The organism is Rhodococcus sp. Z6_132 (genome assembly GCF_058133635.1).
The window spans coordinates 597,530-610,977 of sequence record NZ_JBYUNP010000002.1; the positions used below are offsets into that span (position 1 = coordinate 597,530).

General features: G+C 73.6%; 12 protein-coding genes and 3 tRNA genes. 4 read left to right on the forward strand and 11 right to left on the reverse strand.

The features are described 5' to 3' along the window. Nucleotides 1-13: 13 nt before the first annotated feature. The 3 genes from AC3YO9_RS09450 to AC3YO9_RS09460 are packed head-to-tail and all read right to left on the reverse strand — an operon-like array spanning nt 14 to nt 2,675. Nucleotides 14-1,567 (reverse strand): alpha/beta fold hydrolase, encoded by a 1,554-nt coding sequence (locus tag AC3YO9_RS09450; protein ID WP_489982959.1) that lies wholly within the window; start codon nt 1,565-1,567, stop codon nt 14-16. Between the two features lie 42 nt (nt 1,568-1,609). Then, the gene (locus AC3YO9_RS09455; RefSeq protein ID WP_489982960.1) at nt 1,610-1,891 is read right to left on the reverse strand and encodes a hypothetical protein; all 282 of its coding nucleotides are present in this window, start codon (nt 1,889-1,891) and stop codon (nt 1,610-1,612) included. A 10-nt stretch (nt 1,892-1,901) separates the two neighbouring features. Further along, on the reverse strand, nt 1,902-2,675 hold the full coding sequence (locus tag AC3YO9_RS09460) for a pyrimidine reductase family protein (protein ID WP_127784802.1): 774 nt from the start codon (nt 2,673-2,675) through the stop codon (nt 1,902-1,904). 43 nt (nt 2,676-2,718) lie between these two features. Between AC3YO9_RS09460 and zapE the strand changes: the two genes are divergently transcribed. From zapE to AC3YO9_RS09480, 4 genes are all read left to right on the forward strand, one after another. Further along, the gene (gene zapE, locus AC3YO9_RS09465; protein ID WP_127783285.1) at nt 2,719-3,732 is read left to right on the forward strand and encodes a cell division protein ZapE; all 1,014 of its coding nucleotides are present in this window, start codon (nt 2,719-2,721) and stop codon (nt 3,730-3,732) included. A gap of 126 nt (nt 3,733-3,858) precedes the next feature. After that, the gene (locus tag AC3YO9_RS09470; protein ID WP_489982961.1) at nt 3,859-4,317 is read left to right on the forward strand and encodes a hypothetical protein; all 459 of its coding nucleotides are present in this window, start codon (nt 3,859-3,861) and stop codon (nt 4,315-4,317) included. Nucleotides 4,318-4,479: 162 nt separating this feature from the next. Further along, complete coding sequence (locus AC3YO9_RS09475; protein WP_489982962.1) at nt 4,480-5,466, forward strand: hypothetical protein; 987 nt, start codon at nt 4,480-4,482, stop codon at nt 5,464-5,466. A 196-nt stretch (nt 5,467-5,662) separates the two neighbouring features. After that, on the forward strand, nt 5,663-7,906 hold the full coding sequence (locus AC3YO9_RS09480; protein ID WP_127783281.1) for a catalase: 2,244 nt from the start codon (nt 5,663-5,665) through the stop codon (nt 7,904-7,906). A gap of 73 nt (nt 7,907-7,979) precedes the next feature. Here the strand turns inward: AC3YO9_RS09480 and AC3YO9_RS09485 are convergent, their stop codons facing one another. The 8 genes from AC3YO9_RS09485 to AC3YO9_RS09520 form a co-directional block, all read right to left on the reverse strand. After that, entirely contained in the window at nt 7,980-8,804 is an 825-nt protein-coding gene (locus tag AC3YO9_RS09485; RefSeq protein WP_489982963.1) for an N-acetylmuramoyl-L-alanine amidase, read from the reverse strand. Between the two features lie 25 nt (nt 8,805-8,829). Next, nucleotides 8,830-9,507 carry an N-acetylmuramoyl-L-alanine amidase gene (locus AC3YO9_RS09490; RefSeq protein ID WP_241248884.1) on the reverse strand — a complete coding sequence of 226 codons (678 nt, stop codon included), beginning with the start codon at nt 9,505-9,507 and terminating at the stop codon, nt 8,830-8,832. Nucleotides 9,508-9,779: 272 nt separating this feature from the next. Beyond that, nucleotides 9,780-10,610, reverse strand: coding sequence for a maleylpyruvate isomerase family mycothiol-dependent enzyme (locus AC3YO9_RS09495; protein WP_489982964.1), 831 nt, complete (start codon nt 10,608-10,610; stop codon nt 9,780-9,782). 130 nt (nt 10,611-10,740) lie between these two features. After that, on the reverse strand, nt 10,741-11,490 hold the full coding sequence (locus AC3YO9_RS09500) for a metal-dependent hydrolase (protein ID WP_489982965.1): 750 nt from the start codon (nt 11,488-11,490) through the stop codon (nt 10,741-10,743). 285 nt (nt 11,491-11,775) lie between these two features. Further along, nucleotides 11,776-12,501, reverse strand: coding sequence for a DUF2786 domain-containing protein (locus AC3YO9_RS09505; protein WP_489982966.1), 726 nt, complete (start codon nt 12,499-12,501; stop codon nt 11,776-11,778). Between the two features lie 362 nt (nt 12,502-12,863). Next, nucleotides 12,864-12,938: transfer RNA gene (locus AC3YO9_RS09510), tRNA-Val, on the reverse strand. Nucleotides 12,939-12,957: 19 nt separating this feature from the next. After that, nucleotides 12,958-13,029 (reverse strand) — tRNA-Cys (locus AC3YO9_RS09515). A gap of 26 nt (nt 13,030-13,055) precedes the next feature. Further along, nucleotides 13,056-13,128, reverse strand: a tRNA-Gly gene (locus tag AC3YO9_RS09520). Nucleotides 13,129-13,448: the final 320 nt, after the last annotated feature.

A 13,448-nucleotide genomic window follows, 5' to 3' on the forward strand; every position in this document is an offset into this window, starting at 1 on the left:
GTCCACCGTAGCGCTACGCCGGGCAGATGGTGCCTGCCTGCGGGCGGGTGCCGTCAGCCAGGTAGGCCGCCACGGCAGTGCGTGCGCAGGCCGACGCCGGCAGCACCGGGTGGCCGTAGCCCTGCCAGCGCACCAGGGTGGCGTCGCTGCCGGCCTGCTGCACGCTGGTCACCGCGGCCGGGGCGCCGCTGGGCCCGGCGACAGGGTCGGCGGCGGGTGCCAGCACCAGCACCGGCGGGACGGCGCCGAGCTCACGCACCTGTGGGGCGGTGGCGGGGGTGGGCCAGGACAGGCACAGCAGCAGCCGGGCCGCTGCGTCGGCGCCGAACACCGGCATCTCGGTGCGCCACTGGGCCAGCAGGGTGGAGACCTGCTCGGCGGAGGGCCGCAGCGCCACGTCGCTGCACCGGGCGACGAGCTCGGCGTCCACCTGCCCCGGCGGCGCGCCGGTGGAGCCCAGCTGTGCCAGCGCGGTGCCGTCGCCGGCCCGGGCCCGCTCCAGCGCCGCCGGCAGGGCCCGCGCGCCGTCGGGGCTGGACAGCGCCCGAGCGAGGAGGCCGGGGATGGCCCCGGCGGCGAGGCTGCCTCCGGCCGCCGGCAGGCCGTTGCGGGCGCGCGCCTGGTTGAGCACGTCCAGCACGGTGGCGGTGGCGTCCGGCCCGGCGGGGCACTGGGTGGCCGCGCACTGGGTGCTGAACGCCCGCAGCGCCGCCTCAGCGCCGGTGGCCTGCTCCTTGGCCATTGTGGCGGCGTCGGCTCCGTAGGAGGCGGGGGAGTCCAGCACCAGCCGCGACACGTGGTTGGGGTGGGCGATGCTGTAGCGCAGCGCCACGGCGGCGCCGTCGCCCAGGCCCAGCAGCGCCAGCCGGTCCACCTTCCATGCCGTCCGCAGCACCTCCAGGTCGCCGGCGGCGTGGGCGGCGTCGTACCCCAGCTCCGCCGGGCTCAGCACGTCGGTGCAGGACTGGGTGCTGGTGCGACCCAGCTGCTGGATGGTGTCCAGCGCGGAAGGGTCGGGGCCGGAGGCGTCCACGGTGGTGATGTCGGTGCGCTGGGCGGCGGACAGGCAGGACACCGGGTCGGAGGTGCCCAGGCCGCGACGATCCAGCGCTACCACCGGGTGCTGGGCCAGCAGCGCGGCTCCGTCAGCCCGGGCCCACCGCGCCAGGGCGGTGCCGGAGGGCTCGTCCGCGCCGGTGGTGAGCACGACCGGCGCCGCCTCGCGGGGGGTGTCGGCGGTGCGGGCCCGCACCAGTCCCAGGCTGAGGCTGTCCGGCAGCTGGTCGTCCACCGGCGCCGTGAGCGTGGCGCACTCCAGCGTCACCCCGGCGGGCAGCGGCGCGGGGGAGGTCTGCTGCAGCCAGGTGCTGGAGCAGCTGCGCCAGGTGAGGTCGGTGACCGGGGCCTGCAGCGGCGGGACGGCGGCGGGGCTCGGGCTGGGGCTCGGGGAGGCCGGCGCATCGCTGCGGACGGCGATGGTGGGACGGTCGGAGGGGCCGGCGCTGCACCCGGCGACGGCGGCGGTCACCAGCGCTGCCGCCAGCACGATCACGGGGACGCGTCTCACGCCGGCAGCATGCCAGAACGTGGGTGTGCCCGCGGTGAGCGCTCAGCGCACGCGGGGCGGGGCGTGGCGCCGGCGGTGCAGGGTGCGCACGGGGTGGGCGCAGGCGTCCAGCATCGCCCGGGCACCCCGGCGGCGGGAGGTGAACTGGACGTCGCCGCGGAAGTCCCGCTGGTCGTGCTCGGCGGCGGCCGGGCCGTACAGGCGGCGGTAGGTGGCGAGCACCTCGGCGAAGCGGTCGGGATCACCACCGACGTCCGGGTGCAGCGCGCGCAGCTGGGCCCGCAGGCTGCGGCGGCGCTGGTCGCCGGTGGGCTCGTCCATCACCGGGCCGAGACTAGCGCCGGCGCACCCAGCGCAGCAGCATGGTGGCGTCGTCGTCGCAGAGCACGTGCCCCAGCGACAGGCCGCGCGGCTCGCCGGCGGGGCCGGTGGCGATGCGCCCGGCGCCGCCCAGGGCGAGCAGCGGTGCGGTGGTCAGGCACACCTCGTCCACCAGGTCGGCGGTCACCAGGTCGCCGAACAGGGTTGGTCCGCCCTCGCAGAGCACCCGGTACAGGCCCTGCTCGGCCAGCACGGCCAGCAGGGTGGCCGGCTCCACCCGCTCCACCCCGGCGGTGTGCACCTGGGCACCGGCGGCCCGCAGCGCGTCGCCGTGGGCCTCGGCGCCGCGGGTGGTGGTGATGACCAGCGGCGCCACGGTGGTGTCGGTGAACAGCGGGGCATCGGCGGCCAGGTTCCCGCTGGCGGTGACCACGGCGATCGGCGGCACGGGCGCCTGGCCGCGGGCCTCCCGGGCGCGGCGCAGCTCCGGGTTGGTCCGGGCCCCGCGGTAGCCCTCCGCCCGCGCGGTGCCCGCACCCACCACGATGACGTCGGCCAGCTCGCGCAGCAGCGCAAACACCTTCTGGTCCGACGGGGTGGCCAGCCCGGCGGTGCGACCGTCCACGCTCACCGCGCCGTCCACGCTGCTCACGAAGTTCACCCGCACCCAGGGCCGCACCAGCTCCGGCGGGTAGGCGTAGAGCGCCCGCAGCTCGGCGTCGGACAGGTCGGCCTGGTTTGAGTCGGCAGCGCCTGGTGTGGTCAACGACTCACCGGCGGACAGCATTTTTCGCACGTCCCAGATCACACCACGCCGATATTCTGGGTGGATGCCTGACCACCTCGTCGACCGCCGTCCGCACCTGAACCAGGACGAGCTGGTCGCCGCCATGGTGCCCCCGGGACGCTTCGGTGACGTGCGCTTCGAGACCTACCGCCCCGACCCGGACGAGCCGAGCCAGACGGCGGCCGTGGAGGCCGCCCAGGCCTTCGCCCGGCAGATCAACGAGCAGCAGACCGGCAAGCGGGGTCTGTTCGGCCGCAAGGCCAAGACCGTCACCGGTGCGGGTCTGTACTTCGACGGCGGTTTCGGCGTGGGCAAGACCCACCTGCTCGCCTCGCTGTGGCACGAGGTGCCCAGCCCCAAGACCTTCGGCACCTTTGTCGAGCTGACCCACCTGGTGGGGGCGCTCGGCTTCGCGGCCACCGTGGAGCGGCTGTCCACCCACCGCCTGCTGGCGATCGACGAGTTCGAGCTGGACGACCCGGGCGACACGATGGTCATCACGCGCCTGCTCGCCGAGCTGAGCGCCGCCGGCGTCAACGTCGCGGCCACCTCCAACACGCTCCCCGGCCAGCTCGGTGAGGGCCGCTTCGCCGCGCAGGACTTCCTGCGCGAGATCAAGACGATGTCCGACCGCTTCACGGTGCTGCGCGTGGACGGGCCCGACTACCGCCACCGCGACCTGCCGCCGGCGCCCGACCCGGTCTCCGAGGAGGAGCTCGTGGCCGCCGCGGAGGCCATCCCCGGCGCCACGCTGGACTCCTTCGACGACCTGTGCGCCCACCTGGCCACGCTGCACCCCTCCCGCTACGGCGCGCTGGTCCGCGACCTGCCGGCTGTGCACCTCTCCGGCGTGCACGCCGCTGCCGACCAGGCGATGGCGCTGCGGCTGGTGGTGTTCGCCGACCGGCTCTACGACGCCGACATCCCGGTCACCGTCTCCGGTGCCCCGCTGGACAAGATCTTCACCGAGGAGATGCTCAACGGCGGCTACCGCAAGAAGTACCTGCGGGCGACGTCGCGGCTGGTGGCGCTGTCCCGCCTCGAGGCTGCGGTCTAGGCGCTGGGGTCTAGGCGCTGGGGATTTGGGCACCGCCGTCCAGGCCCCAGCCTGCGGCGAGCGACCCGCTCGCCGAACCGCTGCGGGTCCTCGCCGCGAACAATGATCATGCGGCGACCGAGGATCATGGACGGACGAGTGCTCCTGCCGGTGGTGGCTGGGCTCGTGGTGCTGTCGGCCTGTGGCAGCGGCGGCTCGGAGACGAGCCAACCCGCCCCCGCGAGTGCTGCACCCACCACCAGCCCAACCGCCGCTCCGGGCCTGCCCCAGGCCTGTGCCCGCTACGGAGCGGCGTCGACGATCGCTCGGCAGGTGGTCACCTCGGCGGCCGAGCCCGTGCTGGCGTCGGCTCCGGCGTTCGTGCTGCTCGGCGTGCGCCAGGGCGCCACCGACGCCGCGGCCGCGGCCCCCTCGGCGGCGCCGGTGTTCAGTGAGGTGGTGGCGGCCGTGGACGACCTCGACGCCCAGGCCGTCGCGCGGCTGCCCAGCGGCGCCGATGGCTCGACCACCCTGGTGCAGCTGCAGCCGCAGCGGCTGGGCGCGGCCCTGGACGCCGCCGACGCCCTGTGCCGCAGCGTCGGGTGAGGGCACCACGGCCCGCCTGAGTCCCCCCGACAGTCCTTTGTGGATCCTGTGGGCGGCGACCGTGTCGGCGTGCGCGCACCGAGGGCGCCGGGCAAGGTGTGGGGCACCACCGGGTCCGGTCGCCACCGGGCCTGGCCCCCGCCGAGGAGAAGGAGCACGTCCATGGGTGCCACAGTGATCAAGCGCGGGCTGCTGGCCGGAGGCGCCGGCGTGGCCGCGCTCAACGCGGTGACCTACCTGGACATGGCGGTGCGCGGGCGGCCGGCCAGCAGCACGCCCGAGCGCACGGTGGACACGCTCACCGACAAGGCAGGGCTGGTCATCCCCGGGGACGCGCCCACCAGGGACAACCGCCGCACCGCCCTCGGGGCGCTCAGCGGCATCGCCACCGGCGTGGCGGTGGGCGTGGCGGCCAGCGTGGCGCGGGCAGCCGGCTTCGCGCCCCCGGCTCCGCTGGGTGCGGTGGCCACCGGCGCGGCGGCGATGGCGGTGAGCGACCTGGGCATGGCGGCGCTGCGGGTGAGCGACCCGCGCACCTGGAGCGGCCGCGACTGGGCGAGCGACGTGGTGCCACACCTGGCCTACGGGCTGGCGGTGCGCTCGGTGATCCACGCCCAGCCCACCCCTGCCGAGCGCGTCAGCGCTGCGCCCACCAGGGCCTCCGCCGGCCTGCTCACCCGCTCGGCCCTGCTGGGTGTGGCGGCAGGGGGGCGCAGCTCGCTCGGGCTGGCCGGACCGGCCCTGTCCAGCCGTCGCACCGGGGGGCTGGCTCGCGGGGGTGCCGTGCTGGGCGTGGCCGGGGAGATGGTGATGGACAAGCTGCCCACCACACCGAGCCGGCTGGCGCCTCCCGCGCTGGGCGGCCGAGTGGCCAGCGGCGGCGCGGGTGCGGTTGCCCTGTCCCGGCGGGAGCACGCGCAACCGCTGGTGCCGGCGACGGTGGGAGCGCTCGGCGCCCTTGCCGGCTCGCACGCCGGTGCGGCCTGGCGCAGCTGGGCGGCGGGGCGGATGCCGGACTGGCAGGCCGCGCTGGTGGAGGACGTCGCCTCGGTGGCGCTGGCTGCCGTGGCGTGCCTTCCCGGGCGTCCGGCCGCCGGGATCCAGCCCCCTCCCGGTCCCCGCTACCCCGAGCTCGCCGGCCGGCGCTGACTCGACTTCACGCGTGTGGCGCAACACTTCCGGTCGGGCTTCGCTGGGTCCGCCCGGTCGATCTGTGATCTGATCAGAGCCGACGTTGAGCACACAGCGTCCCCACGTTTGCCGCGTCCGTCATCGGACGTGCGGACTAACGCTCATTGACTGTCCCCAGAGATGTCCCTGACATGCCTGAGAGCTGGAGGTCTTGATGTTCGACAAGTCCAAGGCAGTACCCCCGGAGCCGATTCCCGGCGCGCCGGGCAGCGGAGTGCCGACGGTCGAGGAGCCCACCGCTCCGGTGCCGCCGCTTCCCACCAAGCCTGACCAGACCGAGCCCGCGCTGGGCTCGCCCACCGGCAAGCCGCTCGACGGCCCCGCCGACGCGCGCGGGCAGGGCGGGGAGTACCTCACCACCGCCACCGGCGTCCGGCTGCCCGACACCGATCACTCGCTCAAGGCCGGGCCGCGTGGGCCCCTGCTCATGCAGGACCACCACTTCCGCGAGAAGATCATGCACTTCGACCACGAGCGCATCCCGGAGCGCGTGGTCCACGCCCGCGGCACGGGAGCGCACGGCGTCTTCCAGTCCTACGGCACCGCCACCAACCTGACCAAGGCCGGCTTCCTGGCCAAGGACGTGGAGACCCCGGTCTTCGTCCGCTTCTCCACGGTCGTCGGCAACCGCGGCTCCGCCGACACGGTGCGCGACACCCGAGGCTTCGCGACGAAGTTCTACACCCAGGAAGGCAACTTCGACCTGGTCGCGAACAACATCCCGGTGTTCTTCATCCAGGACGCGATCAAGTTCCCGGACATCATCCACGCGGCCAAGCCCCACCCGGACCGCGAGATCCCGCAGGCCCAGAGCGCGCACGACACGTTCTGGGACTTCGTCTCGCTGCACACCGAGGCAACCCACCACGTCATGTGGCAGATGTCCGACCGCGCCATCCCGCGCTCCTACCGCACCATGGAGGGCTTCGGCGTCCACACCTTCCGCCTGCTCAACGGCGAGGGTGAGACCACGCTGGTGAAGTTCCACTGGAAGCCCAAGCTGGGCGTGCACTCCCAGCTGTGGGAGGAGGCTCAGCTGACGGCCGGTGTCGACCCCGACTTCCACCGTCGCGACCTGGCCGACGCCATCGAGAGCGGCGCGTTCCCCGAGTGGGAGCTCGGCGTGCAGGTCTTCCCGGACACCCCGGAGCAGACCTTCGAGGGCATCGACCTGCTCGACCCGACGAAGATCGTGCCCGAGGAGCTCGCCCCGGTTCAGCCGATCGGCAAGCTGACCCTCAACGGCAACACCACGAACTTCTTCGCCGAGACCGAGCAGATCGCCTTCCACACCGGTCACCTGGTGCCCGGCATCGACGGCACCGACGACCCGCTGCTGCAGGGCCGCAACTTCTCCTACCTGGACACGCAGCTGACCCGGCTGGGCGGACCGAACTTCAACCAGATCCCGGTGAACCGGCCGCACGTGCCGGTCAACGACATGTTCCGGGAGGGCTTCCACCAGCACGCCGTGCACCGTGGCGTGGCGCCCTACCGGCCCAACTCCCTCGACGGCGGCAACCCCGCCGAGGCGGACGCAGCCAGCGGCGCCTTCATCGAGGTGCCGCAGCCGATGGCCCCCGACGCCACCAAGGTCCGGGCGCTGCCGGTGTCCTTCGACGACCACTTCACCCAGCCTCGGCTGTTCTGGAAGAGCATGAGCGCGGTGGAGCAGGAGCACATCATCCAGTCCTTCACCTTCGAGCTGGGCAAGTGCTACGAGACCCCGGTCCGTGAGCGCACCCTGCAGGTGCTGGCCAACGTCGACCCGGTGCTGTGCGCCGGCGTGGCCACCGGCCTGGGCATGCCCGTGCCGTCACCGACGGCGGACCTGCCGGACGTGGTGGCCAGCCCGGCGCTGAGCCAGATCGGCCAGACCTGGCCGTCTGACGGCCGGATCATCGGCATCATCGCCGACGACAGCAGCGACCTCGGTGCGGTCGCCACGGTGCGCGACGCCATCCAGCAGGCCGGCATGGTCCCGCTGGTCATCGGCCCGCGTGGCGGGGCGGTGGGCACGGGCAAGGACACGATCGTGCCGCAGCGCACCTTCCTCACCGCCCGCTCCGTCGAGTTCGACGCGATCCTGCTGGCGGGTGCGCCCGCGGTGGCTCCGGACGCGACGGACAACCTGGACGCCAAGGCCGGCGACCCGGCGCACCTCAGCGACACCGTCGACCCCCGGGTCACGCTGATGCTGGGGGAGGCCTTCCGCCACGCCAAGGCGATCGGTGGCTGGGGCCAGGCCGAGCAGGCGCTGGCGCTGGCCGGCTGCGTCCCGGGCACGCCCGGCGTCGTGGTCGGTGACAACGCCGAGGCCGTGCTGGCCGGGGTGCTGGAGCTGCTCTCCGCGCACCGCGTGTGGGACCGCTTCCCGCCCTCGGTCGCCGTGAGCTGACCACTCTGGTCTGAGCACTGCACGAGGAAGCCCCCTGCCGAACGCGGCGGGGGGCTTCCTCGCGCTCAGGGGGTCAGCCGGTGGTCAGGAAGCGGGTGATGCCGTCGGCGATGGCCCGCGCGTAGGGCGTGCGACCAGCAGGGGTGGACACCGCGGCAGCCTCGGCGGGGTTGCGCAGGTTGGCGCACTCCACCAGCACGGCGGGGCCGGTGGCGAGGTTCAGCCCGGCCAGGTCGGACCGCGGGTTGAGCCCGTCGCTGCCCAGGTAGGTGGACGGGGTGAGCCCACCGGCCACCATCGCGTCGCGCATCGTGGTGGCCAGCCGGACCGACGGGCCACTCTGCACGGCGCTCAGGGGCGGGGCGGAGTACGCCACGTGGAACCCGCGGCCGCTGGGCGGTGCCCCGTCGCCGTGCAGGCTCACCACCACGTCCGCACCGGCACCGGCGGCGGCGCGCTGGTCCACGCACGGGCCCAGCCCGCTGTCGCTGTCGCGGGTGAGGCGCACCGTCGCGCCCTGGGCGGCCAGCAGCTGCTGCGCCTGCTGGGCCAGCGCCCAGGTGAACGCGTGCTCGGCGTAACCCTCGGCAGTGGAGGTGCCGGTGGTGTTGCAGGCCTTGGTGCCGCCGCGACCGTTGGGCACCTGCGCGTTGAGGGCGGCGGGGTCGGTGCGGCCGTTGTGCCCCGGGTCCAGCACCACCAGCTTTCCGGTGAGCGGACGCACGGCCGGCGCGGCGGAGCTGGCGGCAGGGGCCGGCGGCGGGCTGGGTGCGGGGACGGACAGCTCCGTCGTCAGCGGAGCCGGTGCCTCGGCGGGTGCGGGGGTCTGCGCGCCCTGGCAGCCCGTGAGCAGGACGGCCGCCAGCACGAGCCCGCCCGCCCCGCGCCTGGTCAGCACGCGGGAGACACTACGGGTCGACGCCTCAGCCCCCGGCCAGGTACTGCCGGATCCCCTCGGCGATGCCGCGGGCGTAGTCGGCGCGACCCTCCTCGCTGGCCGCCCGTTCGGCCTCCACCGGGTTGCGCATGTTGATGCACTCGATGAGGACGGTGGGTCGGGTGGAGAGGTTGAGGTTGGCCAGGTCGTCGCGGGTGGCGATGCCCGCACCGGCCAGGTAGGTGGCCGGCTGGTGGCCCTGCTCCACCATGGCGTCGCGCAGCACGGAGGCCAGCCGCACCGCGGGTCCGGCCTGGGCGTCGTTGAGCGGCGGGTCGTTGTAGATCACGTGGAAGCCGTGCTCGTCGGAGTCGGCACCGTCGGCGTGGATGCTCACCACCACGTCGGCGCCGGCGGTGTTGCCGATCGCGGCCCGGCGGTCCACGCAGGGGCCCACGCCGTCGTTGTCGCCCCGGGTGAGCCGCACGGACGCCCCCTGGTCCTCCAGCAGGGACCGGGCGTGCTGCGCCACCGACCAGTTGAAGGCGTGCTCGGCGTAGTTGTCGTCGGTGGACGTCCCGGTGCTGTTGCACCCGGCGGTGCCGCCGCGTCCGTTGGGCACCCGCTCGTCGAGGGGGTCGGGGTTGTCCGCGTTGCCCCCGTTGTGTCCGGGGTCGAGCACCACGAGCTTGCCCGCCAGGGGACCGGCAGCGGCAGCGGTCACGGGGTTGGGTCCGGCCCGGGGCGGGGCGGGATCCGCGGGGGCGGCCGACCGTGCCTGCGGCAGGATCGCGGCGAGCAGTGCCGCTGCGAGAAGGCCCGCGGTGAGAAGTGCACAGCCGACGAGGCCGGCCCCGACTGCCCTGGGTCGCTGCATGCGGTCGAGGCTACGGAGGCTCGCAGCGGTTGCCCACACGAATGGCGACCCCTGCGCGGAAGGTGTCCGAAGATCCGGTTCTCTGTGTTCCTGCTGGTCAGCGCCGCACAAACCTGCCGTCAGGGAGTCACGGCCAGCGCGGTGAGCACCTGCAGGGCGAGAGTCTGGTCGCCGCCGATGCTGAGGCGGTCGGACATCGCGTCCGGGCTGCGGCGCCCACCGCCGAGCATCGTGAAGGTCTCGGTGTCCATGGCCAGGCTGACGGTGGGCGAGCTGGGCGGCTGCTGCGGAGTGCGGGCGCGGCCGTCCTCGCCCACCTCCACCGCGGCGGTGAACCCGTGCGGACCGGACACCTCCAGCGCCACGACGGTGCCGGTGGGGGGAGCCACCCGCTTGCCGACCACGACGGGCAGGGCGCGGGAGAACACCCCGACGCAGTGCGCGGCACCAGCGGTGTCCAGGTGGCCCGGCCGGCCCACGGCGCGCCGGATGTCCTGCTCGTGCATCCACATGTCCACCACGCGGTTGCTCAGCAGCACCTCCCAGCTCCACGGGGTCCCGCCCGGGGTCACCGCTGCGGGCGAGGCGGCATCGCTGGGCGGATTGGCGGCGAGGCTCTTGGCGCGCGCCTGCACCGAGGAGTCGAGCTCGTCGATGATTTGCGCCGGCGTCCAGTCGGCGCGCGCGATGCAGCCGGACTCGGTGTAGCGCGACATCTTCCCGGTGAGGTGCGGCAGGTCGGGCACGTCCACCCGCGGCTGCGGCACACCGGCCAGCTCGGCCTCGATGTGGGCCAGGTGCGCGGCGACGGCGTGCACGTCCCAGCCGGCCAGGTCGGTGGGCCGGCTCCAGTCGTCAGCGTCCAGGGAGCGCAGCAGCTCCAGCACGTCGTCAGCGCTGCTGCGCCACGCCTGGATGTAGGACGCGAGAACCTGCTCATCGGCTGCCATGCAGGCACAGTAGGGGATGCGCGCCCGCGCGTGATTGAACCCGTGGTTGAGGCCCCTTCGCCAGCACCCTGTTCGGCGACGTCCTTGATGGCCGCGAGGGTCACCGGGATGCCGCGGTGTGCGGCCGCGATCAGTGCAGGGCTGCGACCTGCCAGGTCTGCGGTGGGGACTTCAGCCAGTCGAGGTCCCACCACTGCTGGCCGAAGAACAGGGCGAACGCCATCCACGCGATGGCCGGCACCAGCAGCGTCGCGAAGCTGCGCTCCAGGGCGGAGTCGGTGCGCCCCAGCAGTGGCAGGCGCACCACCAGCTTCGGCAGCAGCGGGTACAGGATCGGGACGCCGTCCACGGTGAGGATGTCACCGACGATGTGGCCGATCACCCCGAAGCCGACGGCGTAGGGCACCCACCACCAGTCCTCGATCAGCTGGTACGTCGCGGCGGTCGCCGCGGCCGCCTCCACCACGTACAGCAGCTCGGCCTTGCCCGAGCGGTGGTTCGGGGACAGGCGCAGGATCATCGCGAACAGGTAGTAGCCGACGAACACCACGGGGACCAGCGCGTCCCGCCCGAAGCGGGTGGCGAGCGTCGTGACCAGTCCGACCATGAGCAGGGCCATCCACACGGTGTGGGTGCCCCTGCGGTGTCCGCCGGAGAGGTTGTTGACGACCCGGGAGAGTGCCTTGGTGACCGGGCCGAGGGTGCGCGCCAGGGTGGCGTGGGGGTGGTCGAGGTCGGGCAGCACGCCGAAGCCGCCGACGACGGCGGCGAACGCGAGCAGGGTGGCCACCGGCATCGGGTGCTCCCCGACGTGGCGGGCCAGCGGAGCGGCGCACGCCAGCCCGATGGCCGTCGAGCTGAGCACGTGGGTTCGGCCCATGCACACGTGGAGGTCTCCTGGCGGGTTCGTCGGACGTGGACGAACCACCGGGTGTGCGGCGAGGAGCCAGCTGTTCCCCGCAGATGGGACAGGGACGAGTGCGACCGACGGCGAGGCTCGCGCGTCGACGCAGACGTCGCGGGTGCGCGGTGACGCTGAGGGCGGCCGGCGCTGCGGTTGTCCGGTGGTTCGCCGGGAACTTTACAGGCGTCAGCTCACACTTCCCCCGGTCGAGGGCAGGTGCGCCGGCTCGCCGATCCCGGTGCTGCTGATCAGGATTCGGCGTCAGCGAGCGCTCGGCGTCGAGCGGGGGTCGTCGAGCACGGCGTGCCCGCCGAGGTTGGCGCGTGCACCCGCTCGCCGGCCTGCCTTGAGGCCGGCGGCACTCAGGCGTGGCTGCCGTGTGGTCTCCCGCTGCGGGTGCGCCTCGTTCATCGCCTGCTCCACCAGCGCGGACCGGTCGGCCAGGACCAGCTCGACGCCCGTGGCGCCGCCGGACTTGGCCGCCTCGCGCGAGGTGGTCTCCGCCTGCACCAGGCGGGTGAGGACCGTGGAGGCGTAGCCGGTAAGCCAGGCTCGCCGGTAGGGGATCGGGTTCTCCTCGGCCGGCACCTGCATGCGCGCCATCTCCCGCGCGGACTGCAGCAGCAGCGAGGTGTACAGCAGCTCGATGCGCTCCATGTCCGCGGTCATCGCGTAGACCACCGCGCTGGCCTCGCGTCCGCGCTGGGCCTTGCGGAACCCGGCGCGGCCGCCCAGGGCGCTGGCGACGACGGTGAGCAACATGCCCTTCTGCCTGGCGTAGGGCGCTGCGAGGCCGATCGTGCGGCTCTCGACCCGCTCGCGTCCCCAGTCGGCGGCGGTGAGCAGGGCCTGGTCGATGCCGTACTTGCCGATGAGCTCCATGGCGCGGGCAGTGAAGGCCTCAGCCTCCTGCGGGCCGGTGTTCGGGTGCTCAGCCTGGGCGAGCATCGCGCGGACCCTGCTGAGGAGGCGGTCGTCGTGGGTCATGTCGGTTCTCCGTGGGGGTGCAGGGCGGACCCTGCTTGTTGCGGCGCCGCAGGCCGCTCTGCGTCGCAGCTGCCGTGCACCGCTGCGGCACCGATGCACTCGGCGGGGGAGTGTACGGACTCGAGCGCCCCGACAGGCAGCGCGGTGGCGTGGTGCGGTGCACCCTCGTGCCGTCAGACAACGGGGGGCCGTCCACCGGGTGCCCGGCCGCCGGGAGTGAGCCACGCGCCCCAAAATCGGGTGGCAGGGTGGCCTGGCCGTTCCGGGGTACCTCCGACGGCCGCTGAGACACCTACGAAGACACGTCGCGGGCACAAAAAAATCCCCCTACCGCATTGCTGCAGTTCGGGGGGTCTTCTTGATGGTGGGCGATACTGGGATTGAACCAGTGACCTCTTCCGTGTCAGGGAAGCGCTCTCCCACTGAGCTAATCGCCCTAAGGTAAACGTTCGATCGAGGCGGAGACGGGAATCGAACCCGTGTACAGGGCTTTGCAGGCCCTTGCCTAAGCCACTCGGCCACTCCGCCGGGAGAGCCCGAGTTACAGCCTCTCGAGCGGATGACGGGATTCGAACCCGCGACCCCAACCTTGGCAAGGTTGTGCGCTACCAGCTGCGCTACATCCGCACTCGCTCCGTCCGGCGGGGCGTTGGCCCTGCTTGGCGGTGCGAGAGGAACAGTAGCGGAGGGGTCCGGCGATATCCAAACCGGGGGTGCCCCCTCCCGGGGCGCACGGTTCGTCGGCCGGGTCCGACGCCCCGCTGACCAGCCGCGACGGCGCAATTATGGCCTGCGCCACTCCGGGTTGCGGGCCTGGTGGGCGTGCGGGTGGACGACGACTGGCCCCGGCGAGTCGGTCCTGGTCAGCGGTGGGCCCCGCGCGCCGCTGGTGCATTTGTCGTGGTTCCGGCGGATCCCCGTACCCTGGTGATCAAACCGGGGCGACC